General features: G+C 36.4%; 22 protein-coding genes. 3 read left to right on the top strand and 19 right to left on the bottom strand.

The window, feature by feature from the left end:
- Positions 1-174: 174 nt before the first annotated feature.
- Positions 175-669 (top strand): metallophosphoesterase family protein, encoded by a 495-nt coding sequence (locus tag DCO46_RS01090; RefSeq protein ID WP_116750749.1) that lies wholly within the window; start codon positions 175-177, stop codon positions 667-669.
- 3 nt (positions 670-672) lie between these two features.
- Here the strand turns inward: DCO46_RS01090 and DCO46_RS01085 are convergent, their stop codons facing one another.
- The 3 genes from DCO46_RS01085 to DCO46_RS01075 all read right to left on the bottom strand — a co-directional run bounded on the left by DCO46_RS01085 (position 673) and on the right by DCO46_RS01075 (position 2,821).
- Entirely contained in the window at positions 673-1,572 is a 900-nt protein-coding gene (locus tag DCO46_RS01085; protein ID WP_116750748.1) for a sensor histidine kinase, read from the bottom strand.
- 6 nt (positions 1,573-1,578) lie between these two features.
- Complete coding sequence (locus tag DCO46_RS01080) at positions 1,579-2,241, bottom strand: response regulator (protein WP_116750821.1); 663 nt, start codon at positions 2,239-2,241, stop codon at positions 1,579-1,581.
- A 163-nt stretch (positions 2,242-2,404) separates the two neighbouring features.
- On the bottom strand, positions 2,405-2,821 hold the full coding sequence (locus tag DCO46_RS01075; RefSeq protein WP_116750747.1) for a DUF4293 domain-containing protein: 417 nt from the start codon (positions 2,819-2,821) through the stop codon (positions 2,405-2,407).
- Positions 2,822-3,004: 183 nt separating this feature from the next.
- Between DCO46_RS01075 and rho the strand changes: the two genes are divergently transcribed.
- Entirely contained in the window at positions 3,005-4,813 is a 1,809-nt protein-coding gene (rho, locus tag DCO46_RS01070) for a transcription termination factor Rho (RefSeq protein ID WP_116750746.1), read from the top strand.
- A 155-nt stretch (positions 4,814-4,968) separates the two neighbouring features.
- Here the strand turns inward: rho and DCO46_RS01065 are convergent, their stop codons facing one another.
- The 4 genes from DCO46_RS01065 to DCO46_RS01050 form a co-directional block, all read right to left on the bottom strand.
- Positions 4,969-5,985: a M28 family peptidase gene (locus DCO46_RS01065; RefSeq protein WP_116750820.1), complete on the bottom strand. Its 1,017-nt coding sequence runs from the start codon at positions 5,983-5,985 to the stop codon at positions 4,969-4,971.
- A gap of 7 nt (positions 5,986-5,992) precedes the next feature.
- The gene (locus DCO46_RS01060; protein ID WP_116750745.1) at positions 5,993-6,961 is read right to left on the bottom strand and encodes a DUF3667 domain-containing protein; all 969 of its coding nucleotides are present in this window, start codon (positions 6,959-6,961) and stop codon (positions 5,993-5,995) included.
- Positions 6,962-7,004: 43 nt separating this feature from the next.
- Positions 7,005-7,778 (bottom strand): dienelactone hydrolase family protein, encoded by a 774-nt coding sequence (locus DCO46_RS01055; RefSeq protein WP_116750744.1) that lies wholly within the window; start codon positions 7,776-7,778, stop codon positions 7,005-7,007.
- A 121-nt stretch (positions 7,779-7,899) separates the two neighbouring features.
- The gene (locus DCO46_RS01050) at positions 7,900-8,352 is read right to left on the bottom strand and encodes an Lrp/AsnC family transcriptional regulator (protein WP_116750743.1); all 453 of its coding nucleotides are present in this window, start codon (positions 8,350-8,352) and stop codon (positions 7,900-7,902) included.
- A 200-nt stretch (positions 8,353-8,552) separates the two neighbouring features.
- Between DCO46_RS01050 and rocD the strand changes: the two genes are divergently transcribed.
- A complete protein-coding gene (gene rocD, locus DCO46_RS01045; RefSeq protein ID WP_116750742.1) occupies positions 8,553-9,806 on the top strand; it encodes an ornithine--oxo-acid transaminase in 1,254 nt (417 codons plus the stop codon).
- 137 nt (positions 9,807-9,943) lie between these two features.
- Here rocD and DCO46_RS01040 read toward each other — a convergent pair whose 3' ends face one another.
- From DCO46_RS01040 to DCO46_RS00985, 12 genes are all read right to left on the bottom strand, one after another.
- Positions 9,944-11,884, bottom strand: coding sequence for a family 2A encapsulin nanocompartment cargo protein cysteine desulfurase (locus DCO46_RS01040; protein WP_116750741.1), 1,941 nt, complete (start codon positions 11,882-11,884; stop codon positions 9,944-9,946).
- Entirely contained in the window at positions 11,868-12,788 is a 921-nt protein-coding gene (locus tag DCO46_RS01035; RefSeq protein WP_116750740.1) for a family 2A encapsulin nanocompartment shell protein, read from the bottom strand. Before DCO46_RS01035 ends, DCO46_RS01040 begins: the two co-directional genes overlap by 17 nt.
- A 64-nt stretch (positions 12,789-12,852) precedes the next feature.
- Positions 12,853-13,764 (bottom strand): cysteine synthase A, encoded by a 912-nt coding sequence (gene cysK / locus DCO46_RS01030; protein WP_116750739.1) that lies wholly within the window; start codon positions 13,762-13,764, stop codon positions 12,853-12,855.
- Positions 13,765-13,775: 11 nt separating this feature from the next.
- Positions 13,776-14,600 carry a serine O-acetyltransferase EpsC gene (gene epsC / locus DCO46_RS01025; RefSeq protein ID WP_116750738.1) on the bottom strand — a complete coding sequence of 275 codons (825 nt, stop codon included), beginning with the start codon at positions 14,598-14,600 and terminating at the stop codon, positions 13,776-13,778.
- Between the two features lie 565 nt (positions 14,601-15,165).
- On the bottom strand, positions 15,166-16,818 hold the full coding sequence (locus DCO46_RS01020) for an arylsulfatase (protein WP_116750737.1): 1,653 nt from the start codon (positions 16,816-16,818) through the stop codon (positions 15,166-15,168).
- A 21-nt stretch (positions 16,819-16,839) separates the two neighbouring features.
- On the bottom strand, positions 16,840-18,102 hold the full coding sequence (locus tag DCO46_RS01015; RefSeq protein ID WP_116750736.1) for a YeiH family protein: 1,263 nt from the start codon (positions 18,100-18,102) through the stop codon (positions 16,840-16,842).
- A gap of 262 nt (positions 18,103-18,364) precedes the next feature.
- On the bottom strand, positions 18,365-19,981 hold the full coding sequence (locus DCO46_RS01010; RefSeq protein ID WP_116750735.1) for a sulfatase-like hydrolase/transferase: 1,617 nt from the start codon (positions 19,979-19,981) through the stop codon (positions 18,365-18,367).
- A gap of 29 nt (positions 19,982-20,010) precedes the next feature.
- The gene (locus DCO46_RS01005; RefSeq protein ID WP_116750734.1) at positions 20,011-20,727 is read right to left on the bottom strand and encodes a thioredoxin domain-containing protein; all 717 of its coding nucleotides are present in this window, start codon (positions 20,725-20,727) and stop codon (positions 20,011-20,013) included.
- A gap of 88 nt (positions 20,728-20,815) precedes the next feature.
- Positions 20,816-21,883, bottom strand: a complete 1,068-nt coding sequence (locus tag DCO46_RS01000) for a sterol desaturase family protein (RefSeq protein ID WP_116750733.1) — start codon at positions 21,881-21,883, stop codon at positions 20,816-20,818.
- Between the two features lie 238 nt (positions 21,884-22,121).
- Entirely contained in the window at positions 22,122-22,715 is a 594-nt protein-coding gene (locus DCO46_RS00995; protein WP_116750732.1) for a DUF1214 domain-containing protein, read from the bottom strand.
- A 25-nt stretch (positions 22,716-22,740) separates the two neighbouring features.
- The gene (locus tag DCO46_RS00990; RefSeq protein ID WP_116750731.1) at positions 22,741-23,292 is read right to left on the bottom strand and encodes a DUF1254 domain-containing protein; all 552 of its coding nucleotides are present in this window, start codon (positions 23,290-23,292) and stop codon (positions 22,741-22,743) included.
- A gap of 60 nt (positions 23,293-23,352) precedes the next feature.
- The gene (locus DCO46_RS00985; protein ID WP_116750730.1) at positions 23,353-25,275 is read right to left on the bottom strand and encodes an arylsulfatase; all 1,923 of its coding nucleotides are present in this window, start codon (positions 25,273-25,275) and stop codon (positions 23,353-23,355) included.
- Positions 25,276-25,355: the final 80 nt, after the last annotated feature.

Below are 25,355 nucleotides of genomic sequence, written 5' to 3'. Positions count from 1 at the left end.
CTAAGTTTTTTTAATCTTTATTCTGTGAGAATATAGACTACTCGTTATATGCAGAAAAACCTCAGTCCCGACTTCGGGATAGAAACTTAGCATCTAAGAACCTTAGAACCTTAGCACCTTTAAAAAAAAACCTTTGTACCTTTGCATCTAAGAACCTTTGCCCTTTAAAAAAGAATGACCAAAATTCTCCTTCTTTCAGATACTCACAGTCATATCGATGATACCATTTTAAAATATGTCAATCAGGCCGATGAAGTCTGGCATGCCGGTGACATAGGTGACCTTCATGTCACAGATACCATAAAAAAGCTAAAACCACTTCGATGCGTTTATGGAAATATTGATGATGCAAAAGCACGATTAGAATTTCCGTTGCACAATCGTTTTCTATGCGAAAATGTTTCGGTTTGGATTACGCATATTGGTGGCTATCCCGGAAAATATAATCCGGCTATCAGGGAAGAAATGGCATTAAATCCGCCAAAATTATTCATCTGTGGGCATTCTCACATTCTGAAGGTAATGTTTGATAAAAAAAACAACCTGTTGCACATGAATCCCGGAGCAGCTGGAAAAAGCGGATTTCACCAAATGCGAACCATGTTACGGTTTGTGATTGACGATGATAAAATAAAAGATTTAGAAATTATAGAAATCGGGAAAAAGTAAAACTTAAGAAATAGGCACTTTTATCCGTACCGAACAGCCTGTATTCTCATTTGCTCTGGAAATAATCTTAAAATTTCCTTTAAGTTTTTTGATACGCGCCCTTATCCTGTTTAAACCAAAACCTTCAGTTTCCTTTAGTGTATCAGCATCAAACCCTATTCCGTTATCATGTATGATAATTATTAGCTGATTTTTATTTTCGTTTAAGGAAATCCTGGCTTTTGTAGCTTTGCTGTGTTTTATAATGTTGCTAAAAAGTTCAGATGTAATGAAATAAATTTTCATTTCGAATCTCTCATTATATCTTTTATCTGTTGGTACTGAGCTGGAAAATTGAAAATCAATATTTGAATTTGAATTTTTTTCACATAAATCCTCCAATGCATAAATTAACCCAAAACGAACTAAAAGAGTAGGGATCAGTTCATGCGACATATCCCGTAAACGATCGTGCGCTTCCTCTAAAATGATTTTTGCTTTATTGATTTCATCAGACTCAATATTGTTTAAAGCCGAAAATGTATTCAAATGTAATCCGACAGAAGAAAGCAGTGAGTTAATATTATCATGTAAAAACAATGCTATTTTTTTTCGTTCATTTTCCTGTCCGTCAATGCTCGAATTAATGATGTTAAACTGAATTTTCTGCTGAATTGTTTTTTGTTTATTCTTTCTCTTTAATTTATTATTCTGATAATAAAAATAGAACAAAACCATCAGCATAATTACAAGGATAATAAGCAGGCTTACTATTTTTTTATCTGCTATTTCATCTTTTTTTGACTCTATCTCGGTGGTTTCCTGTTTTGTTTCTGTTTGCGAAGCTTGTGACTGACTAAAAATGACATTGCAGTTCAGTGTCAGTAAGAAAATAAAAACAGTTATGATTCTAGGGATAAGCATCTGAAGTTATGGTTTTATTAAATTATTTTTCAAAGCATATTTTACAAGACCAATTACATTTTTTGTTTTTAATTTTTTCATGATATTTTTCCGGTGCGTTTCAACAGTGTTAAGGCTTATAAAAAGCTGCTCACTAATCTCTTTTCCACTGTATTCAAGAGATATTAAGGTAATGATTTCAAGTTCTCTCGCACTTAATATCTGATTTTCAGAAAAGGAACTCTTGTTTAATTTTGGATTATTGTGGGTGAAGCTTGAAAAGATTTTTTCGCGTACATAATCATCAAAATATTCTTCACCAAGATTGACGGTTTTGATTGCTTCAATGATGTTTTCTCCGGCGCTTTTTTTTGTGAGATAGCCTCTTGCGCCCAATTTCATTACTTCTTTTATGATTTTCAGATCGTCATAACTCGAAAGGATAATCACTTTGCAGGGAAAGCTTTTTTGATGAAATTCTTTTAATACACTTATTCCATCCTTATTGGGCATGCTAATATCCAGTAATAAAATATCGGCCTTATTGTTTATGACATCATTATAAATAGTTGTCCCGTCTAAGGAGTTTCCAACTACTTCAAAATCAGAAACAGTACGCAATAAATTAGTAAGGCCGTCAATTAATACCTGATGGTCGTCGGCAAGATGTATCTTTATTTTTTGTGTCATTTTCATCGTCAAATCGGTATTCAAATTTATGTAAAATATCTTACAAATAAAGACTTTGGACGCTATTTTTGAGTGATGATTACATTTGATACTAATTTTTAAACACAAAAAAACCCGGATTAAATTCCGGGTTTCTTCACACAAATAAATTAAGTTTATAGGTTTATCTCAAACGATCCACAGATTTTACGAGATCTTCATCCTTTTTGATGGCCTTATTAGCTAAAACTAATAACACGATAGCAACAATTGGTAGAAACATCCCAATACCTTTCTCTGAAACAGCGTTAACTGTTTCTCCAGATAGATTTAGTGATCGATATACAAACAATCCTAATAAAATTAAGTTTAATATTATATTCAGTCTGCCCATTACAAACTGGTTTTGTCTTTTCTTATATGAAATAATGCTGATAATGCTAAGCATTGTACTTAACCCCAATAAAACAGTGTAAACCTGGTCCTGCATAAAATAGAATGCTTTCCCTGTGTTTAATGTCCAAAGCGGAACAAAAAACATCAAAACCCCGGTTATGATAAAGGTAAGAATTAAATATATGGTCTGAATTCGTTGTATCATTGTCTAAAATTGTTTTACAAAAATATATTTTCTTTTTTATAAATACTATTGTATGATAAAATTTTATTCGTATTATTGCATCATAATACCGTAAGCACTTCATACTGCGGTCAATTGAAAATATATATCTACCTATTCTTTTTACAGTATTTCCTTTAAAATAATTAAATTCATAGAACATTCATGTTTGATATTTCTGCATTAAAAGAAATGAAGCTTGCTGAGCTTCAAGAAATAGCTAAGTTAGCTAAAACAATAAAGATTACTGGTGTTAAAAAAGAGGCTTTGATTAGTCAGATTTTAGCACATCAGGCTGCCAGCTCAACGGCTGAGGAGCCAAAAACTGCTGTGGTGTCAGAAGCTAAAGATGATAAGGCAAAGAGAACGAGAATTGCTCCTGTGAAAAAAGCGGCAAATGCAAAAAATGCTCCGGTTTTAGAATTTGATAGGGTAGAGGAAATTCCACAAAACAATGAAGCTGCTCCGGTTAATGCCGAAACTCCTGAAGTTCAGACGAAAGAAGTTACAGAAGATACCGCAACAAACAAGAAAGAGCCTAAAATTGTAAAATTTAGTAAGTCGGCTTACGAAAAGAAAGTGGCCTTAAAAAAGGAAAAAGAAGAAGTAAAAGATACTATTGTCGAGGAAAGTGCAGAACCGGTTATTTCGGAGCAAAATAAAGACAAACCGGTAATTACGACTGCTGCAAAAAAGATTAATCCTAATCAAAATAAAAACCAGAACCCAAATCAAAACCCGAATCAGAATCAAAATCAGAGTCAAAACGGGAACGGGAATGGAAACACAAATAACAACAACCAGAATCCAAACCATAAAAACAAAAAAAGCAATAATTTCAGGGATTCAGACTTTGAGTTTGACGGAATTATAGAAAGTGAAGGTGTCCTTGAAATGATGCCGGACGGATACGGATTCTTACGTTCATCAGATTATAATTATTTAGCCTCACCGGATGATATTTATTTATCCACTTCACAAATCAGATTGTTTGGTTTAAAAACAGGAGATACCGTAAAAGGTGTGGTTCGTCCTCCAAAAGAAGGCGAGAAATTTTTTCCTCTGGTTCGTGTATTAAAAATTAACGGACATGACCCTCAGGTAGTTCGAGACAGAGTTTCTTTCGAACATCTTACCCCGGTTTTTCCTTCAGAAAAATTCAAATTAGCCGAAAAAGGCAGTTCTATATCAACCCGTATTATTGATTTATTTTCTCCAATCGGAAAAGGTCAGCGTGGTATGATAGTCGCACAACCGAAAACCGGTAAAACAATGTTGCTAAAAGACATTGCCAATGCAATCGCAGCCAATCATCCTGAAGTTTATCTAATTGTACTTTTGATCGACGAACGTCCTGAGGAGGTTACAGATATGCAGCGTAGTGTTCGTGGAGAAGTTATCGCTTCTACTTTTGACAGAGAACCACAAGAACACGTAAAAATTGCCAATATCGTTCTTGAAAAAGCAAAACGTTTAGTAGAATGCGGACATGATGTTGTAATTTTATTAGATTCGATTACACGTTTGGCAAGAGCTTATAATACCGTACAGCCGGCATCCGGAAAAGTTTTAAGTGGAGGTGTTGATGCCAATGCGCTTCAAAAACCAAAACGTTTCTTTGGAGCTGCAAGAAATGTTGAAAACGGTGGTTCGTTAAGTATCATCGCAACGGCATTGACTGAAACAGGTTCTAAAATGGATGAGGTTATCTTTGAGGAATTTAAAGGTACAGGTAACATGGAACTTCAATTAGACCGTAAAATCGCAAATAAACGTATTTTCCCTGCAATTGATCTTACTTCATCAAGTACACGTCGTGATGACTTGTTATTAGACGAAAAAACGCTTCAGAGAATGTGGATCATGCGTAAATATCTTTCAGATATGAACCCGGTAGAATCAATGGATTTCGTAAACGACCGTTTCAAGAAAACCAAAAACAACGAAGAGTTTTTGATTTCTATGAATGACTAATTAAAGGTTCTAAGGGGCTGAGGTACTAAGGTACTAAGGTTTGCTTCTGAAAATCTACAATATAAAAAAGGGATGAGTTTTAAACTCATCCCTTTTTTGTTTTTATCTAACAGGCTAAAAACCTTAGAACCTCAGCACCTTAGAACCTCAGGAACTTACTTCTTATCAACTACCGGTCTCTCAGGTCTGTTTGCCAAATCCCAGGCCACGACAAAAGCTAACTGTGTTCTTTTTGTTAAAGCGTCGTATTCAATTTTTTGAGGTTCGTCGCCTTTACCGTGGTAATCTTCATGAACTCCGTTGAAGAAGAAGACAGCAGGAATACCATGTTTTGCAAAGTTGTAGTGATCAGAACGCTCATAAAAATGATTTGGATCTTTTGGATCATTAAATTTAAAGTCTAAATCTACTTTAGTATATTTTTCGTTTTGGGAAACAACCGCATTATGCAGGTCTGATGATAATCTGTCTGCACCAATTACATATACATAATTATTTGTTTTTGCGTGCTCTACATCACGACGGCCAATCATATCAATATTGATATCAGCAATTGTATTTGCAATTGGAAATAACGGATTTTCAGAGTAATAGCGAGAACCGTGCAAACCGTGTTCTTCACCCGTAACATGCAGGAACAAAATAGAACGTTTTGGTCCGTGGCCGTCCTTTTTCGCTTTAGCGAATGCTTTAGCCATTTCGATAACCGCTACAGTACCTGAACCATCATCATCGGCACCATTGTAAATATCTCCGTTTTTGATTCCAACGTGATCATAATGAGCAGAAATTACCAGTATTTCATTCGGTTTTTCAGAACCTTCAATATACGCCCAGATATTTTCAGAATCAGGAAGGTTTTCGTTACGTTTTGCATTTAAAAACGCTGCCGGAACCGGCTGATAATAATCTTTTGCTCCTTTAGGAAACGAAACACCATTTTTTTTGTATTGCTCAATCATGTAAAGACCCGCTTTTTTCTGTCCTTTCGAACCGGTTTCGCGACCTTCCATTTCATCGGAAGCTACAATATATAACATTGTTTTCAGGTCTTTTTCAGTAATAACTTTTATGTATTTTGTTGGATCTGAGTTATCTCCAGATACAACAGAGTGTGTACTTTCACATGAAAATGCGGAAGCAATTAATAATAAGATTAAAAATTTTCTCATTTTGAGTTTAGTGTAAATTGATAAATATGTAGAAAACATAAAAAGTTAGTAAAAATAAAATAAAAAACGAGTTTATAATGAATAATGTTACACTTTTAACAAATGAGACAATTCTTGGTTCGCCATAAAAACGGTGATGGGCAGGATAAAAATAATAACACATCCAGAGCGTTCCGACAAAGGTAATAATATCTGCCAGGTATGTTAATGGATTATCTGATCCAAATAGACCGGCTATTTTGTTTACAATAAACAAGATTAGGAAAATTAGCAGCAGAAATGAAAAATAATGCAGCGTAAAAATTCCGTGATCAAAATAATACCACTTCTTTTTACTATGAAAAATCCATAAAAAGAACGCGAAAAAAGGCATAATTATAAAGAGGATTTTTGGAATGTTATGAAAAAAAGATTCAATAAACTTTTCAATAATTTCTCTTTGTGTATTGTGTTCCGTAACGTGTACCACCTTTTCATAAGCCCAATACTGAAAATCAGAAAGTTTGTCATTTTCCTTTCCGTATTTCTGAATGGAGTCTATTTCCTTCATTGTCTTTAATTTAAAATACTTTCTTTCAGACTCCACATGCGCTTCTTTTTTTGTCTTTGCGATTTCTTTTGCAAGTGCTTTTTCGCTTTTGTCAATGCCTTCTCCGACTTTGCTTGGAAATATGGCAATCAGGAAAAAAGTGATAAAACTGATGAAGATATATAAACGAACAGGTGCTAAATAAGACAGCCTCTTTCCGGAGAGATATTCTTTGGTTAAAGTGGAAGGCTTAAAAAGTAAATTCTTTATGGTTTTCCAGAAAGCATTTTCATAGTGCGTTAAATCTTCAAAAAAATGAATAAATAAATGATGGAATGTTTTTCTGGAATCACTGTTTTCCTGACCGCAATTTGGACAGAATTTTTGTTCGACAACATGCCTGCAGTTCAGACAGGTTTTATCTTCTCTAATTTTGTTATGTGACATTGGTAATTAACTGATTTGGTTTTGGGTAGTTTAATATTGGGTTTTATTTCTTTAAAACTTCATTCAGGAAAAGCTGTAAATGTTCAAATGATCTTTTTGCTGCAACAGGATTGTAAGCTGCCCCTTTAGAATTATCGCTTCCTGATTCCGGATTGGTAAAGGAATGTACAGCATTAGCATAATAAATCATTTGCCAGTCTGCTTTGGAATCGCGCATTTCCTGTTGAAAAGCGGTTATTTCTTCTTTTGATACAAACGGATCGTCGGCTCCATGACATACCAAAACTTTCGTGGTAATAGGCTCAACTGTTCTTGCAGCATCTCTGCCCAAACCTCCGTGAAAAGAAGCAACGCCTTTTAGGTTTAAGTGCCCGCGTGCAGCTTCAAGAACTCCGGTTCCTCCAAAGCAATATCCGATGGCTACGATGTTATCTGCATTTGCACCCGATTTGATTAATTCCTGCAAAGCAGCATTGATTCTCTTCTGATATTCTGCATAATTCGTTTTATAATATCCGGCTTGTTTTCCGGCTTCAGCAGGATTTTTTGGATAGTTGCCTTCGCCATAGATATCAGCAATAAAAACGTGATAGCCTAATTTTGATAATTCTTCGGCAATTCCTTTTGAGGCATTGTCGATTCCGAGCCAGGCCGGTAAAAGTAAAATACCGGGATTATTGCTGCTTTTTTTGGCAGATTTTATAAACAAACCGTTTAATGCCTGATTTCCATCAGCATATTTTACAGTTTTTAATTGTGCATTTATAGCGTTAGAAAACAGTATAGTAGCAAAGATAAGGAGGGCTGAATTTTTCATGATTTTACAATTTTAAAACAAATATCAGAAATATATTGTTACAAAAAAACCTCGAAAGCTATTTCTTCCGAGGTTTGTGAATATGATAATTTTATTTGTCAATTATTTAGAAATAAGAGGATTATAAGCTGACATTGCGTTTAAAAGCACATCCGAGCTCTACCATTGAATCAGTTTTGGCGATACCCGGAATATTATCTATTTTTTCATATAATATTTTACGCATATGTTCGTGATTTTTTGCCGTAATCTTTAGATACAAGGTAAAAGAACCGGTTACAAAATAGCATTCCGTAATTTCAGGAATCTCTTTTAAGGCCTCTATAATCCTGTCTGAATCAGAATCTTTATTTAATGTAATTCCGGTAAAGGAAGCCCAGTCGTAGCCGATTTGTTTTTCGTTTAATATGGGTTTAATTCCGGTAATAATCCCCTGTTCAAATAAACGGCTGATACGCTGATGCACCATTGTATTTGAAATTTTTAAATTAGTTGCGATTGTCGAATAGGCAATTCTTCCGTCTTTTTCTAACTCTTTTATGATTTTTATATCAAATTCATCTAAAATATCCATGCAACTTTTTTTGGTGTGATTTTGTAAAGATAGAAATAACTCTAATGTAGCCCTGATTATTGCTTAAATTTAAAATGACTTATTTTTACTTGTATAAAAGTGATTTTAATTTTTTAGTTTCTATTTGAAGTTAAAAATAATTATTTTTTAATGATAAATAAATAAATTTTATATTTTTGTTTCAATAAAAAACAAATAGCATGGGACATAAGCAGGAAATTCTTTCATCAAAATCAGAAGTTTTGATTGAAAAAGAAAATAAATACGGAGCTCATAATTATCATCCGCTTCCGGTAGTTTTAGAAAAAGGAGAAGGTGTGTACGTTTGGGACGTAGATGGTAAAAAATATTATGACTTTTTATCTGCTTATTCTGCGGTAAACCAGGGGCATTGCCATCCTAAAATTGTTGGAGCCATGATCAGTCAGGCACAAACACTTAGTTTGACATCACGCGCTTTTTACAATGATAAATTGGGTAATTACGAAGAATACATTACCAATTATTTTGGTTTTGATAAAGTATTGCCAATGAATACCGGTGCAGAAGCGGTTGAGACTGCTCTTAAACTATGTAGAAAATGGGCTTATGAAGTAAAAGGAATTCATGAAGACATGGCACAGATTATTGTTTGTGAAAATAATTTTCATGGAAGAACAACAACCATTATTTCTTTCTCGAATGATGAAAGTGCCCGTAAAAACTTTGGACCTTTTACAGACGGATTTATAAAAATTGAGTATGATAATCTCGAAGCACTTGAAAAAGCTTTAGAATCATCTAAAAATATTGCAGGTTTTCTTGTAGAACCAATTCAGGGTGAAGCAGGGGTTTATGTGCCTTCTGAAGGATATTTGGCTAAAGCAAAAGCACTTTGTGAAAAACACAATGTTTTGTTTATTGCTGACGAAGTGCAAACCGGAATTGCCCGTACCGGGAAATTACTGGCTGTGCATCACGAAAATGTACAACCGGATATTTTAATTCTTGGTAAAGCTGTTTCTGGTGGAGTTTACCCGGTTTCTGCAGTTTTAGCCAATAATGAAATTATGAATGTAATCAGACCTGGACAACACGGATCTACTTTTGGTGGAAATCCTGTTGCAGCAGCTGTTGCAATTGCCGCTCTTGAAGTGGTGAAAGACGAAAAATTAGCCGAAAATGCGGAACGTCTTGGAATAATTTTAAGAAAAGGGTTAAACGAAATCGCTGAACGCAACAACCTGATTACGCTGGTTCGCGGAAAAGGTTTATTGAATGCCATTGTAATAAACAGTGATGAAGATTCTGATCTGGCCTGGGAAATCTGTTTAAAATTCAGGGATAACGGATTATTGGCAAAACCAACACACGGAAATAAAATCAGACTGGCACCGCCTTTGGTAATCACTGAAGAACAAATTCAGGAATGTCTTGAAATTATCGAGAAATCTTTGAACGAATTCAGAAATTAATTATTTCTGCGTAACTTTAATCAAATAAAAAAGGCGTTCGCCGCGGCGAACACCTTCTGGTTATAATTACTTAAAATATCAAAAAAAGTAACTATTTCTTTGAGTCAGTGTTTTTTAAGCACTGACTCATTTTTATTTTATAACCTGACTTTTTTCAGTTCCCACAATGTTTTGATGAAGGTATCAACGTCTTGTGTAGTGTTGTAAAATGCCAGTGAAGGGCGAACAGTGGTTTCAACTCCCATTCGACGTAAAATTGGCTGCGCACAATGATGCCCGGTTCTAACCGCAACACCTTCTCTGTTCAAAGCCTGACCCACCTGATCGTTGGTGTAACCCTGCAAAGTAAAAGATAAAACGCTCGCCTTGTCTTTGGCAGTTCCGATTAAACGTACGCCCGGAATTTCTTTTAGCAAATTCGTAGCATAGTCCAACAAATAGTGTTCGTATTGTCCAATCGCTTCAATTCCTAGTTTTGTTACATAGTCGATCGCAGCTCCGAGTCCAATTGCATCAGCAATGTTTCCGGTTCCGGCTTCAAAACGATTTGGTGCTTTGTGGTATTTGATTTCCTCAAAAGTCACATCCTGAATCATATTTCCCCCAGATTGATAAGGCTCCATTTCATTTAATAAATCTTCCTTGCCATATAAAGCCCCGATTCCCGTTGGGCCAAACAATTTATGTCCCGAAAAAACAAGCCAGTCCGGGTTTAAATGCTGGACATCTACTTTCATGTGCGAGACAGATTGTGCTCCGTCAATAAGAACTTTTGCTCCGGCTGCATGTGCCAGTTCTACTATTTTTTTAGCAGGAGTAACTGTTCCAAGAGCATTTGAAACTTGTGTAAAAGCAACCAAACGTGTCTTGGAATTTAGCAGTTTTACATATTCGTCTAAAAGGATTTGCCCATCATCATCAACCGGAATTACACGAAGTTTTAAGCCTTTTCTATCCGCTAGTCTTTTCCACGGAACAATGTTCGCATGGTGCTCGAGATTACTGACAATGATTTCATCACCAGCAACTAAATTGTTCTCTCCCCAGCTTTGTGCCACGAGATTGATTCCTTCTGTAGCACCGCGGACAAAAACAATTTCGTTTACCGATTTGGCATTCAGAAATGTTTTTACTTTTTCACGGGCCGCTTCGTAAGCATCAGATGCCCTTGCGGCCAGTTCATGTGCGGCGCGGTGAATGTTAGAATTCTCATGCTCATAGAAATACGCAATTCTGTCAATAACCGATTGTGGTTTTTGTGTCGTTGCCGCATTATCAAACCAGACTAAAGGTTTTCCGTTTACGGTTTCCCTTAAAATCGGAAAATCTTTTTTGACTAATTCCGGATTAAAAGGAACCCCTGTACCGCCAAAAATTTCTTTAGAACCAAACGAATTCCCTACGATGGCATTCGTGTTTTTCTGATCAAAAGCAAATGGATTTTGTTCTAAAAAATAATACGAATTTTGAAGATCACTTCCGCCTGACGGGAAATCAGTACGTTTCTTAAAAAAAGTATCAACAGTTTCCAAAGCCAGTTTTAGCTCAGTTTCAAAAGAAGAATTTTCGGTTTGAAAAGGCAGATACTGATTATTCAAAAGCAACGATGAAAACAAGGATTCTTCGTTAAGCTGTGGTGAACCGCTGTTTTTTAAATTCACATCATAAAAACCCGAATGAGGATTATTGATATTGAAAGTATCGTCTTTAGGAACCCCAAATGAAGATTTTTCATTTTGTGGATCAAACCCTGCACCGGCATTTGGATATAAAGCCGATGATGCTCCGGTATTTCCGTAATTAGTGATAGTCGGAGAAACTCCAAAACCACTAAATGAAGATTGTGGAACGGACAATACCTGTACCGGATTTTGATCGGAAAATGAAGTCACGGAATCTAAATTTCCGGCACTCAAAAGCGTTTCTGCAATTTTGGTCGCACGAGGATGTTCGTTTTTGTCCGGACTCAGTGAAATTTCCTTTGGAAACTCATTAGGTAAGGCACTAAACAACTCGTTCGCTAAATTTTGCAAATCGTCTATGTTTGGTAAACCGTTTGTGTTAGTATTTATACTCATGATACTTTCCTATTTCTACATCTTCTAAAACCGCTATAGCATCATCTACTAAAATAGCTAAAGAACAGTAAAGTGAAACCAGATAAGAGGCAATTGCTTTTTCGTTAATTCCCATAAAACGAACTGATAATCCGGGAGACTGTTCGCCTTGTAATCCTGGCTGAATTAATCCGATTACGCCCTGACGGCTTTCGCCTGTACGCAACAAAATGATTTTAGATTTTCCGTTTTTGATTGGCAATTTATCTGATGGAATAAGCGGAATTCCTCTCCAGGTCAAAAACTGTGATCCGAATAGTGAAATTGTTGGAGGCGGAACACCACGACGTGTGCATTCGCGGCCAAAAGCTGCAATTGCTAAAGGATGCAGCAAAAAGAAACCCGGTTCTTTCCAGACTTTGGTAAGCAATTCATCCAAATCATCAGGAGTTGGTGCTCCGGTGCGTGTTTTAATGATTTGTGAAGGCGCAACATTGCTTAACAAACCGTAATCTTTATTGTTGATTAATTCGCTTTCCTGACGCTCTTTTATGGTTTCTATAGCCAGACGCAGCTGTTCAGAAATTTGGTTGTACGGTTTGCTGTATAAGTCAGAAACACGGGTGTGAACATCTACAATAGTCTGAACAGCAGCAAGATTGTATTCTCTCGGATTTTCGATATAATCAACAAAAGTATTTGGTAAAACCCTTTCATCACGAGCAGAACAATCTACTTCGATGTGATTGGCGTTTTTTACTTTGTTTAAACGAAAGACACCCGATTCTACCGGTGTCCAGTGTAATAAATGTGTTAGCCATCTTGGAGTAACAGTTCCGATTTGGGGAACAGTACGGGTTGCAATTGCGAGTTGTCTTGCTGCAACATCGCCTAATGCGGTCTGTTGTGGTTTTGATTCTGCCATTTTTTTTTAGGTTTTTTAGTTGGTTTATAATTTATTTTTGATTCATTAAAGTTATTTATAAATATTATTCAAATAACTCATCTACAGATAAATATCGTTCACCTGTGTCATAGTTAAAAGTTAGGATAACGGCATTTTCGGGTATGTCTTTTGCCCTTTTGGCAATAGCTGCCAGTGCTGCCCCTGTTGAAATACCTGAAAATATTCCTTCTTCCTTAGTTATCCTTTTTGCGTAATTATAAGATTCATTTTTTTCAACAGTTATAATGTCGTCTATGTATTCACGATTAAAAACTTCGGGAATAAAACCTGCTCCAATTCCCTGAAAAGGATGGGGTGAAGGCAAACCGCCGCTTAAAACCGGTGACAGGGCAGGCTCAACGGCAAAAGTCTTAAGGTTTGGAAAATGCTGTTTCAAAATCTTAGAAACACCGGTGATATGCCCTCCGGTTCCAACTCCTGAAATCAAATAATCGATTCCGTCCGGAAAATCGGCCAGAATTTCCAGAGCCGTTGTTTTTTCATGAATGGCAACATTGGCTTTATTGGTAAATTGCGACGGAATAAAAGAATTTTTGGTAATGGAAGCCAATTCCTGTGCTTTTTCAACCGCACCCGAAGTTCCTTTTTCCCTGGGTGTCAAAACGAATTCGGCTCCGTAGGCGTTCAGGATCTTTCTGCGTTCAATACTCATCGATTCGGGGATTACCACAATTACTTTGTACCCTTTTACGGCAGCAACTAAGGCAAGTCCGATTCCGGTATTTCCCGAAGTGGGTTCTATGATAATCGTTTCTTTATTAATCAGGCCTTTTTCCTCGGCATCTTCAATCATGGCCAGGGCAATCCGGTCTTTGATGCTCGAACCCGGATTTGTTTTTTCTAATTTAATCCAAACCTCATGTGACTTAAAAAGCTTATTTAATCTGACGTGAGGCGTGTTTCCAATCGTTTCTAAAATGTTTTGGTATTTCATGATTTGGATATTTAAATAGAATAAAAAATTGGTTCCGGAAAAGGATTATTGTCCTTAATCTTCATTTCGTTTTTATGATAAACAACCGAATTGGAAGGCACCGAATAAGTAAGCCAGACATTTCCGCCAATAATAGAATCCCTGCCTACAGTAGTTTGTCCGCCAAGAATAGTGCTGTTGGCATAAATAATTACGTTGTCTTCAATAGTAGGATGTCTTTTTATAAAAGCTTCTTCTTTTTTGACACTCAAAGCCCCAAGCGTCACGCCCTGATAAATCTGTACATTATTACCAATTATTGTCGTTTCACCAATTACAATTCCGGTTCCGTGGTCTATGGCAAAGTCATTTCCGATTTGCGCCCCCGGGTGAATTTCTATGCTGGTTTTGATGTGTGCATATTCTGAAAAAGTCCTTGCCAGAAGCTTCAGTTCCTGTTGCCACAACTGATTCGAAAAACGATAAATAGCAATTGCAAAAAATCCGGGGTAGGCGTATAGTACTTCTTCTATCGATTTGGCAGCCGGATCTTTTGCAAAAATCGTTTCCGCATCATTTAATATTTTTTTGTACAAAACGGGCAGCGATTCAAAGAATGTTTTCGACTGCTCAGTACTGTTGTTCTTATCTGACGTATAATTCCTTACAATTTCATTAAACTCCTTTTCTAATACTTCAAACTTGTGTTCGATAATAGGTAAGTGTCCAAAAGATTTTGAGGTATTCGAGAATAATACAGAGAACAAATCCTCAATAAACTGATGGATATCTTTTTTTTGCGGGAGTATTAATAAGCTCTGATGCTTTTTGGCTATTTCCTGGTAAAATGAATTCATAACAGATGGTTTTTTGGTTTGTAACTAACAGCTTTATTACGGCTCACTTACTGGCTCCATAATTTTTTTGGATGCCATAAATCCTTTTGATACACGAATGCAACAAAGCAATTTTGTGAGGAACAAAAAGCGGAAAAGTGTTTTGGTTTTAAAAAGATTCGTTTTTTTAAATTTCGATTGTATAAAATGAATAATCGATGAAACGAAGTTTGCGGAATATTAACAACAGATGCACATATAACAAAAGGTGTTATAGGTGTATTTTTTTGAAAGAATGTAAGGCGATATTTTTTCTGTTGTTTTCAAAATGTAGTTCTTTAATTATTTAAACTCTACTAATTCTATAGACAAAGTTATATTTATTATGATAAAAACCAAGAAAAAAATTATTTTTATTTAAAAGTTATAATAAAATATTTTGTAATTATTTGATATTTAAGTTTTTGCGTTTTTATTTTTAAACTAAAAAAGACAGAAAAAATAAGCAGAACCTGTTTTTGGAACTTATTTTTCTGTCTTTTATGTATTGTGAAAATTCAAATCGAATGAATTTCAGCACTTTTAATTATTTCTTTAATGCGGCACCGCCAGGCATGGTTTCAGGTTTCAATTTGAATTTACTGTATTCGACAACACCTGTTTTTTCCGCCCAGTCAAAATACTTTGCAGAAAGATCATTTACAATTCCTGGATTTTGAGCAGCTACATTTGCAGTTTCTCCACGGTCGGTTTCAAGATTGTACAATTCCCATTCGTAAGAAGGATAAATAGAAACCAATTTCCATTTTCCGTCGCGAACAGCCCTGTTTCCGGCTCTTTCCCAAAATAACGGTGCGCCGCGGTTTACTTCAGAAACATTGTCGAATAAAACAGGTAATAAACTTTTTCCCGGAAGCGGATTAGATTTTACCCCGTTTAAGTTTTCAGGATATTCGATTCCCGCCAATTCATAGAAAGTAGGAGCAAGGTCAATAATATGCCCGGTTCCTTTATCAATTCTTCCGGCCTTAATTTTCGATGGAAACCAAGCGATAAACGGCGAACTGAAACCGCCTTCGTGCATATTGTTTTTATATTGCTGTAAAGGAGTATTTGATAAATAAGCCCAGTTTTGTTCCTGATAATCAAATGATCCCGAAGTTCCTACAGGTCCTTCATTACGGACTAAACCTCTTCCTAACGGGTTATAGGTATTAAATCCGCCCTGGGCACCATTATCTGAAATGAAAATAATCAGCGTGTTTTTATCTTTTTTCAAAGCTTTCAGTTTATCTAAAACTTTCCCGACATTCTGATCCATGTTATCTACCATTGCGGCGTACACTTCCATTTTGGCTTTCCAGAATTGTTTTTCGTCATAGGTTAATTTATTCCATTCCGGAACTTCCGGGTCTCTTGGAGAAATAGTCTGGTTTTCCGTAAGGATCCCGTTTTCCTTTAATTTTTTGATTCTTTTGTCTCTCAACACATCCCAGCCTTCATCAAATTTTCCTCTGTATTTGGCAATATCAACGGGTTTTGCCTGCAATGGCCAGTGTGGCGCAGTAAATGCCAGATATAGAAAGAAAGGCTTGTTTTCTTTGTTTTGTTCGTCTAAGAAAGTCACCGCATTATTCACGATTTCATCTGTAAAATAATACGAATCGTCTTTTGGATGCAGTTCTTCGTTATTGCGGATTAATTTGACCGGATAAGGCGTTTTGCCGAAAGGCAAAGGTTTGGTGTCAAAATAATTCGATGCGCCTTTTAAAATGCCGTAAAACTTGTCAAAACCTCTCTGGTTTGGCCATTGTGCTTTGTCTTCTGAGCCAACATGCCATTTTCCGGAAATTAAAGTGCTGTAACCACCTGATCGGAAAACTTCTCCCAAAGTCAGCGATTCTTTATTTAAATAACCCTGGTAAGCGGGTAGTCCTAAATTTACGTCAAAAAAACCAACACCGGCCTTATGCTGATATTGTCCGGTCAGGAGGGAAGCCCTTGTGGGTGCGCAAATCGAATTATTGTAAAATTCGCGTAAGCGCAAGCCTTCATTGGCCAGTTTATCCAGATTTGGAGTTTTAATCTCAGAACCGTAATTTCCTAAATCAGAATACCCCATATCATCCACCAAAATCAGAATGACATTTGGTTTTGAGTTTTCGGCAGTTTTGTTTTGTGCCTGAAGTGCAAATATTGGGAGTAAAAAAAGAGATAGCGTAATAAGTGTTTTTTTCATTGTATTTGAATTTGATACCCTTTATTTGCCGAAAAGCAAAAAGGCAATTAAAAGGGTAATGATGATATTGAAAAACTGAGCCGTTAAAAAAGCATACAAAGGCTTTCTGCTGGTATTAAGAAATAAATCTTTAAAATTGGTTTCCAGGCCAATACTGGTAAAAGCCAGGGCAAACCAAATTCCCTGCAGGTTCTTTAAACTGTCTTTTACTTCCTCTCTGGTTTCGGGTGCAATCAGAAATGAAAAAATCAGGGAAGCAGCAATAAATCCGATTACAAATTTAGGAAAACGTTCCCAAATGACTTTCAGCGTTGGTTTAGAGGCTACAACTTCCGAAGATTTATTATGGGTGTAAGTCCAGTAAACCGAAATTGCAAAAGCCGCCAGTCCCAACAAAACATTCTGTGAAAACTTTACAATGGTACTGATTTTCAAAGCTGTTTCGCCGACCAAAGTTCCGGAAGCCACAACCGCGCCCGAGGTATCGATACTGCCTCCGAGCCAGGCACCGGTTACTTCTTCGGGAAAATTGAAATATTTGGCAATTATCGGCATGAAGATCATCATTGGAATTGCAGTCACCAAAACCATCGAAATGACATACGACAGTTTTTTGGAATCTCCTTTTATGGCGCCCGAAGTTGCAATTGCGGCAGAAACCCCGCAGATTGATACGGCACTCGAAATCATCATGGTTAATTCGTCATCAACCTTTAATTTTCGGCAGAGCCAAAAAGCAAAATACCAAACAGACAAAACCACAATCAAAGCCTGAATTAATCCTAAAGATCCCGCTTTTAAAATATCCGAAAAGATAACACTGGTTCCTAAAAGCACTAATCCGATTTTTACAAAAACTTCTGTAGAAAGTGCAGAACGAAACCACTCCGGAAGTTTGAAGAAGTTTCCGATCACTAAACCAATAATAAGACTAAAAATGACTGCTTCAAGATTGATCGATTTTATTGCTGAATTTCCGGCCAGAATAAGTGCAATCAGGGTTAAAAGATAGACAATCGGAAAAGTAACGAGAAAGTATTTAACTGATTTTCCAATTAAAAAAGCACCAAGTGTTCCGACAGCAATCAGATATAAAAATTGAATTAAAAGGATTTTAAGGTTTGCAAAAGCGAATACTTTCGTAAATAAGTCCGGGCTGTCTGACCAGGCAAAAACAGGAACTTGTGGAAGAAAAATAAATAACGAAATTCCGATAATGATGAATCCCAGAATGACGACGGTCCAGTCTTCGTGAATATTAAATTGTTTGGGTTGAGTTGACATATTTTTGATTATTCTAAGAATTATTCCATTGGCTCCAGCTTTAGCCGGAGGTAACCAATTTGCGAATAGAAAAGACTTTAGCCGAATAAAAAGTTTGGCTAAAGCCTTTTGCCTTCAAATTTTAAACCTCCAGCTAAAGCTGGAGGCAATTTATTATTGATGTCCTGCAAGGTTTCTAAAACCTTGTAGGTATTAATTATTGATATTGTATAAAAAAGTAAACTTACAAGGTTTTCAAAACCTTGCAGGAATGTTTGTTTAATTATAAATCGACAAAGTATTTTTGTTTTCCAAAATCGAATTCATAATACGTCAGATTAGGCCAAAGAGGTTTAATTAATCCTTTTTCCCAATTTTGTAAAGCAGTCTGAAGTTCTTTTACTTTTTCAGGATTTTTAGCAGCCAGATCTGTCGTTTCAGATTTGTCTTTTGATAAATCATAAAGCCATTTTTCATGCGTTATTCCGCTGATGATTAGTTTCCAGTCACCGCTTCTGATCGCTTTTGCATCACCCGAACGCCAGTACAAATCTTTATGTGCTACTTTGTTATTATTGACCACATCAACTAAATTAACCCCGTCATAAATCCTGTCTTTCGGTAAACCGGAATGGGTTACGGCTGCAATGGTGCTAAAAATATCCAGAGTACTTACGGGAGTTTTATAAATGGTATGCGGCTTGATTTTTCCTTTCCACGAAAGTGCAAACGGAACATTTACACCGCCTTCAAAATGAGAAAATTTACCTCCTTTAAGCGGTGCGTTTGTTGTAGCAAAAGTATAATCGGCGCCACCGTTGTCACTGGCAAAAAAGATAAGCGTATTCTCTTCTAAACCTTCTTTTTTTACTTTTTCACGTATTCTTCCAATCGCATCGTCCAAAGCGCTGATCATGGCAAAATACACTCTTTTGTTTTCGTCTTTTACATTCGGGAAACGATCGTAATATTTTTTACGAACCTGAAATGGCGTATGTGGAGCATTAAACGGAACATACAATAAAAACGGTTTGGTTTTATTTTTATCGATAAACGCTTCCGCTTCTTCGGCAAACTTTTCGGTTAAATATGCTTTTTCATCAATAATGGTAGAATCTCTGCGGATTTGCCCGATTCCGACACGCCCTTTGCCCCAGATTGTTTTATCGGTAAAATCTTTGTGATGGTGATTGATAATATCCGGATTATCGTCTTCGGGAGCAAAAAGCGAAAATGCCTGATAAAACCCGTAATGATAATCGAAACCGCGGTCTAAAGGGAAAAATCCTTTGTTGTGGCCCAAATGCCATTTTCCGATAATTCCGGTACTGTAACCCTGCTTTTTGGCTAAATCGGCAAAAGTAATTTCAGATTTCGGAAGTCCCTGAGTAGCAATCGAAGCATCATTGGGATATTCGATTTTTGAGTTAAGTTTCCAGTTATCTGTTTTGATTAAATATTTAAAGGCATAATATTCCAGGTTGTTTTTCGGATAACGGTCTCCCGGCTGATATTCATGTCCAAAACGTTCCTGATAACGGCCTGTGATTAATCCCGCACGGGAAGGCGAACAAATAGAAGACGAAACATATCCGTCTGTAAAAGTCACCCCGGATGCCGCCAAAGAATCTATTTGCGGTGTCGGAGTCAATTTTCCTCCGTATAATGAAATATCATATTTACCCAAATCATCGGCAAGGAGAATGATAATATTGGGCTTTTTTGAAGTACCAGACGTGTCTTTTTGTGCCAGAAAAGCTGCTTTTCCTTCTGCTAATTTTTTATCAGTTTCGACTAATTTCCCATCGGTATTAATCGGCCAGAAAAGAAATGCTGCGATAATAAGTAGCACTGTTAAAACGTATACTACAATTTTGGTTATTTTTTTATAGGTTGCCATTATGGGTTAGTTTTTTTGGAATTAAGCTATTATTTCGAAGCCAAAGCAGTATCAACATCGTTTTTTAAATCGCCCAAACCGTCTTTTTTGAAAACAATTTTACCATTCTGATATAAGATCAGGGTTGGAAAACCTTTGATGGTTTTTAAGTCAGCAATGACCTGCGGGCTGGTTTCTAATTCAATTTCTACTATTTTTAGATTTTCGCCATATTGATTTCTGATCGTTTCTAAAACCGGTTTTACTTTGGTACAGGCTCCGCAATATTTCGATCCGATATCAACCAGAACGGTTTTGTTATCTGCAATGATTTTGTTGTATTCAGTCTGGGTTAGCTTACTTTTAGAATTGGCATAAAAAGGCTTTCCGTTGCCGATCCAGTTGGCAATACCACCTTCAAGACTATAAGCTTCTTTAAAGCCATTTTTCAATAAAGCATCGGCCAGCCAAACGCTTCTTCCGGCCCCAATCGAGTAGGTGAAAACAGGTTTGGATTTGTCTAATTTTGCCACTTGTTCAGCATAATCTTTTGACTCTAAATTGAAGTTTACCGCACCGTTAATATGATTCAGGGCAAATTCTTCCGCGCCTCGTGCATCGATAATCTGCGGTTTTTTTTCAGCCTGAATTTTGCTGTAAAAAACATCTAATGAAACGGTATTGGAACTTTTATTTTGCGAAAATCCTACGATTGTAAAGAGCAAAACTAACGTTGCTATGCTGTATTTAATGCTGTTATTTTTCATAATGGAAAGGGTTTGATAAAAACGGGCAGCGTATTCATGTTTAATTTGAATACACTGCCGCACTTTATATTTTTATTTACATTTTAGATTAAGCCTGCTCTAAAACCGGAGTTTGTTCTGGAGTTTCTATTACATTTTCTACCGGTTTGGCTTTTAATGGAAATGACAATACACCATCGGCAAGAGAACTTCCTTCTTTTTTAGATTTGAATATCGGCCATAAAAATTGTGCGTACCATTCTTCCTGTTTGTATGATTTGGTTCCGTAAGATTCCGGGAATTTACGAGTGATTAATCCCGTTCCGAAAATCATATCCCAAATAAAAAACATGTTTCCGAAGTTTCCTTTAAAGTGTCCAACACCGTCGCCGCTGGTATCTGCGTGGTGTGCGTGGTGTGTTGCCGGAGTAGAAATCAGTCTTTCTAAAACCCATGCAAATGGATGTAAAACTTTGTATTTGTAAAATGGCTTATCCCATGCAATGCTTGAATGCGCGCCCAAAGTGATGATACTTTTAATTACCAAAACAAATAAAGCCGGTAATCCTAAACCTAAATAGGTTAAAGTGGCAGTCAGATAAATTTGAGAAAAGAAAACCGTATATATAAAGTTTTGTCTTGACGCCATTGCCATTCCCATGTATGGAGCAGAATGGTGTGTTCTGTGAAAACGCCATAAAAATGGTACCTGATGATGTAATCTGTGGTACCAGTATTGTGTTAAATCATCGGCAATTGCGATTAGGAAAAATCCTCCCCAAAACGGAACCCATGACAATGCATTAGCAGCATTTGGTAATAAATACGGTAAAGCTGTTAAGCTGAAAAATGCAATTACCGGAGGTAAAAGTAATTTTGGCGCTAAGAAAGAAACAATATCTATTTTGCGTTCTTCACCTGTCCATTCGTCATCATAAAGACCTGCGGCAAATTCGACAATTCCTAAAACTATCATAAATACAATTAATCCCCAGGTTCTAATGTTTTGAAACACTGGTTGTGCAAATTCTAAAAATGGGGGTAAAGTAAGATGTGATTCGGTCACAACGTTATTGGTAAGTTTAAAATACAGGAAAATTGCCACTACCGGCAGACTGTATATAAATAGACTAATGATCAAGTCTCTTGTTAGTTTTTCTTTTTGAACTATTGCCATGATTTCTTATTTTAAAAATTGATTAATTAATACCAATCCTCCGGCTAAAATTACCAGCGGAACTAAAAATACAATTGCGCCAACGACAATCTTTTTTCCTATGATTTCATAATCTACTCGTTTCATATCGCTCTGTGTTTTAATACTTAATGTAAAACTAAATAATTAACTGCTAATTCTATGGATGTAGTAGAGTTTTATTTATTCGTTTTTCATTTATTTTGTTATAAAATGCTTTTTATTTTACTTTTTGAATAATCGGAAGTGTCTCAACTGTTAGATTTTCTCTCAGTTTTTCTGAAGGCAAATACAAACGAATGATTAAAGTCGTTTTTTCGACATTGTTTATGGGCAGCCAGTTTTCTTTTTTCTCTGAACCCGAAAGGTTGATTTTATAAGTAGTACTGTCCGATTCATATTTTACATCTTCCAGATTGTAGCTGTATTTATTGATTGGATTTTTGATTAAAAACCCGTTTTGGTCATACGCAGTAATGCTCCAGTATTTTGCATCGAGTTTTTTTCCGTTAATCACATAGTCCGATTTTGGGTCTAAAGGATTTCCGTCACTATCTGTACTGGTACTTAGATAAATAACCTCTTTTTTGGTTAAGGCATAAGGACCAAAAACAGCTACCTGCGCAATAGTCAGTAAATCGACAGTACTTAGGTCTTTGTCTTTATCAACAGTCTGCCAGTTGCCAATGGTGCGTTGGGAATCACTTTTTCCGGAAGTAATGTTGTAAACACCAATTCCGCTTCCTAAAACAACAGCCAAAAGAACTAATCCAAGTCCGATTGCTATTTTCTTTATTTTTTGATTTAAAGCCATTTTGATTTGATTTTAAAGTTGAAAATTAATTAGTCAGTTTTTCTACTGTTACACCATGCTGCAATTCTGCCAGCGTTTTTACCGGATACGCTTTTGAAACTAAATAACGAAACAGGATCAGGCCTTTTGTAGTCGGGCTGTAAATGATCTTTTCTTTCGGAATATTTTTTAAAGCTTCTGATGTGCTTCCTTCAGGAGCTAAATAATATTCAAATTTTGCTTTCACTTTTTCTTCGTTTTCAACAAAATAATTGGTTGTATTTTCCTGATAAGCCGAAATGGACCAATAGGTTGAATCAGGAACGATACCGGAAATTTTCAAAACATTTTCTTTTAAATCGTAACTGATTGTAGAATACAGGAAATCAGGATTTGGTAAAGGAACAACGCGGCTGTTTTCAGCATTTGGCTGCTCACCAAATCGTGGCGTATTGACATAACCTTCGCTCTTTGAAGCGAATTTATGCTGAACATAATACGGAGTTACCCATATAGTTAAGTAGTAAAAACTTACTGCAATTACTACAAGGATCAAAGCAAAAATGCCTTTCCTGATAAGTGGTTTTGTTGCTGCCATAATTTACTTTTTTTAATATCAGAGCTATTACAGACGTAACAGCTCTGACGGGGTTTTTATTTACTTTTTCTTGTGAATGCGCTGTCTTAACACGTCCTGCCAGTCAATCAAAGGATAGAGATTGTTTTTCTTTGCCTGATTATCAAATTCAGCCTGAAGTTCTTTTAATTTCTCCGGATTCTTTTTGGCTAAATCGACTCTTTCGTTGAAATCGACGTTGAGGTTATAAAGTTCCCAGACATCATTATCAAAATTGCTTGGTTCATCTTTTTGAGATAAAGCATCATTTTGTGTAATATCAATGTAATCAGGATGATGAGGTGCCGAAGCTTTCCATCCGTCCTTATAAAGTGATCTTGATCCAAAAATGTAATAATGCTGTATTTTGTGTCTCGAAGGCGCTTTTGCGTCCGCATAAGAATAGGCCAGGGAAGTCCCTTGTATAGAATCCTGAGCAATTCCTCTGATGGTTTCCGGAGCTTTAATTCCGACAGTTTCTAACGTTGTCGGTAGAATATCAATTACATGCCCGTATTGCGTACGAATTCCGGGAGTTTTGATTCCTTTCGGATAATATACAATTAACGGATTTCTTGTTCCACCTTCAGAATGTGCATCTTGTTTTAAATTTCTAAACGGAGTATTGGCTGCCAAAGCCCATCCGTGAGGATAATTTTCTTTGGTGGCTGCAGGCGTTCCCAATAAGGCTGTTTTAGATAAATTGGCTTTCAAAGATTCTTCTTTTGTTTTAGGATCAGAAAGTTTTCGGAATGATTCGTCTACCAGTCCAATTGAAGTTCCTTCTTTACTCGCTCCGTTATCTCCCAAAATAATATAGAAAATAGTATTGTCCAGCTGGTTAATTGATTTTAGGTGATCTACAATTCTGCTCACTTCAAAATCGGTATATTCTAAATACCCTGCGTATATTTCCATAAACTGAGCGTATAGTTTTTTCTCATCTACAGATAACGTATTCCACGCCGGAACATAAGAATCACGAACCGGAAGTTTTGCATCAGATGGAATCAGTCCTAATTTTTTCTGATTGGCAATGACTTTATCACGGTAGGCATCCCAGCCTTCGTCAAATTTACCTTTGTATTTATCACTCCATTGTTTTTCTACCTGATGCGGAGAATGTGTTGCTCCCGGTGCATAGTACAAAAAGAAAGGTTTGTTTGGTGCCGCATGTTTTTGGCGATTAATGTATGTAATTGCTTTATCAGTAATTAATTCGCTTAAATGCTTTCCTTTTAAATCCGTTACAAATTCATTTTTAGATTTGTCTTTTTCGGCACCGTTTAGTTTTGTATTTCCGTTTAACCAGGTCTGATCTTCCACCAAATCAGGATTGTACTGATCGGTTTGAGAACCAAGAAATCCGTAAAAATGCTCAAAACCTTTTCCGGTTGGCCATCTGTCAAAAGGCCCTGCATCTGTTGCATCTTCATCCGGAGTGACACCATATTTTCCAACAGCAAAAGTATTGTAGCCATTATCACGTAAAATCTCTGCAATAGTTCCTGCCGAAGAAGGAAGTCTTCCGTCCCAACCCGGAAATCCTGCCGACATAGATGTATGTGAAAATCCTCCAACATGAACGGCGTGCGAATTACGTCCGGTTAATAATGCCGAACGGGTAGGGGCACAAATGGCAGTGGTGTGAAAGTTGGTATAACGCAAACCGTTATTAGCCAGTTTTTCAAAAGTAGGAGTATTAACCAAACCTCCAAAAGCACTTGTAGCTCCAAATCCAACATCATCCAGTAAAATCCAGACCACATTTGGCGCACCTTCGGGAGCTTTTACGGGATCGATCCAATACTCTTTGGAGTCAGCAAGAGTTTTTCCTACTACGCCTTTATAATTTGGATCCGGTTTGGTTTGCCCAATTCCAAATTGAGTGACAAGTAAAGCCGTAATCAAAAGTCCTTTTTGTAGGCTTTTAATGTTTGCTGTATTGTATTTATTTTTTTTCATTGTTTACGAGTTGATTTCCTGCAAGGTTTTCAAAACCTTGTAGAATTTGATGATTTTTGCCGGAATAGATTTAAACCTGC

Source organism: Flavobacterium sp. HTF, from assembly GCF_003105115.1.
In the GTDB taxonomy this organism is placed as follows: Bacteria; Bacteroidota; Bacteroidia; order Flavobacteriales; family Flavobacteriaceae; genus Flavobacterium.
This window is presented reverse-complemented; position numbering and strand designations above follow the sequence as displayed.

Coding starts and splice junctions, on each gene's coding strand:
- DCO46_RS01090 (WP_116750749.1), top strand. CDS start 175: ATGACCAAAATTCTCCTTCTTTCAGATACTCACAGTCATATCGATGAT.
- DCO46_RS01085 (WP_116750748.1), bottom strand. CDS start 1,572: ATGCTTATCCCTAGAATCATAACTGTTTTTATTTTCTTACTGACACTG.
- DCO46_RS01080 (WP_116750821.1), bottom strand. CDS start 2,241: ATGACACAAAAAATAAAGATACATCTTGCCGACGACCATCAGGTATTA.
- DCO46_RS01075 (WP_116750747.1), bottom strand. CDS start 2,821: ATGATACAACGAATTCAGACCATATATTTAATTCTTACCTTTATCATA.
- rho (WP_116750746.1), top strand. CDS start 3,005: ATGTTTGATATTTCTGCATTAAAAGAAATGAAGCTTGCTGAGCTTCAA.
- DCO46_RS01065 (WP_116750820.1), bottom strand. CDS start 5,985: ATGAGAAAATTTTTAATCTTATTATTAATTGCTTCCGCATTTTCATGT.
- DCO46_RS01060 (WP_116750745.1), bottom strand. CDS start 6,961: ATGTCACATAACAAAATTAGAGAAGATAAAACCTGTCTGAACTGCAGG.
- DCO46_RS01055 (WP_116750744.1), bottom strand. CDS start 7,778: ATGAAAAATTCAGCCCTCCTTATCTTTGCTACTATACTGTTTTCTAAC.
- DCO46_RS01050 (WP_116750743.1), bottom strand. CDS start 8,352: ATGGATATTTTAGATGAATTTGATATAAAAATCATAAAAGAGTTAGAA.
- rocD (WP_116750742.1), top strand. CDS start 8,553: ATGGGACATAAGCAGGAAATTCTTTCATCAAAATCAGAAGTTTTGATT.
- DCO46_RS01040 (WP_116750741.1), bottom strand. CDS start 11,884: ATGAGTATAAATACTAACACAAACGGTTTACCAAACATAGACGATTTG.
- DCO46_RS01035 (WP_116750740.1), bottom strand. CDS start 12,788: ATGGCAGAATCAAAACCACAACAGACCGCATTAGGCGATGTTGCAGCA.
- cysK (WP_116750739.1), bottom strand. CDS start 13,764: ATGAAATACCAAAACATTTTAGAAACGATTGGAAACACGCCTCACGTC.
- epsC (WP_116750738.1), bottom strand. CDS start 14,600: ATGAATTCATTTTACCAGGAAATAGCCAAAAAGCATCAGAGCTTATTA.
- DCO46_RS01020 (WP_116750737.1), bottom strand. CDS start 16,818: ATGAAAAAAACACTTATTACGCTATCTCTTTTTTTACTCCCAATATTT.
- DCO46_RS01015 (WP_116750736.1), bottom strand. CDS start 18,102: ATGTCAACTCAACCCAAACAATTTAATATTCACGAAGACTGGACCGTC.
- DCO46_RS01010 (WP_116750735.1), bottom strand. CDS start 19,981: ATGGCAACCTATAAAAAAATAACCAAAATTGTAGTATACGTTTTAACA.
- DCO46_RS01005 (WP_116750734.1), bottom strand. CDS start 20,727: ATGAAAAATAACAGCATTAAATACAGCATAGCAACGTTAGTTTTGCTC.
- DCO46_RS01000 (WP_116750733.1), bottom strand. CDS start 21,883: ATGGCAATAGTTCAAAAAGAAAAACTAACAAGAGACTTGATCATTAGT.
- DCO46_RS00995 (WP_116750732.1), bottom strand. CDS start 22,715: ATGGCTTTAAATCAAAAAATAAAGAAAATAGCAATCGGACTTGGATTA.
- DCO46_RS00990 (WP_116750731.1), bottom strand. CDS start 23,292: ATGGCAGCAACAAAACCACTTATCAGGAAAGGCATTTTTGCTTTGATC.
- DCO46_RS00985 (WP_116750730.1), bottom strand. CDS start 25,275: ATGAAAAAAAATAAATACAATACAGCAAACATTAAAAGCCTACAAAAA.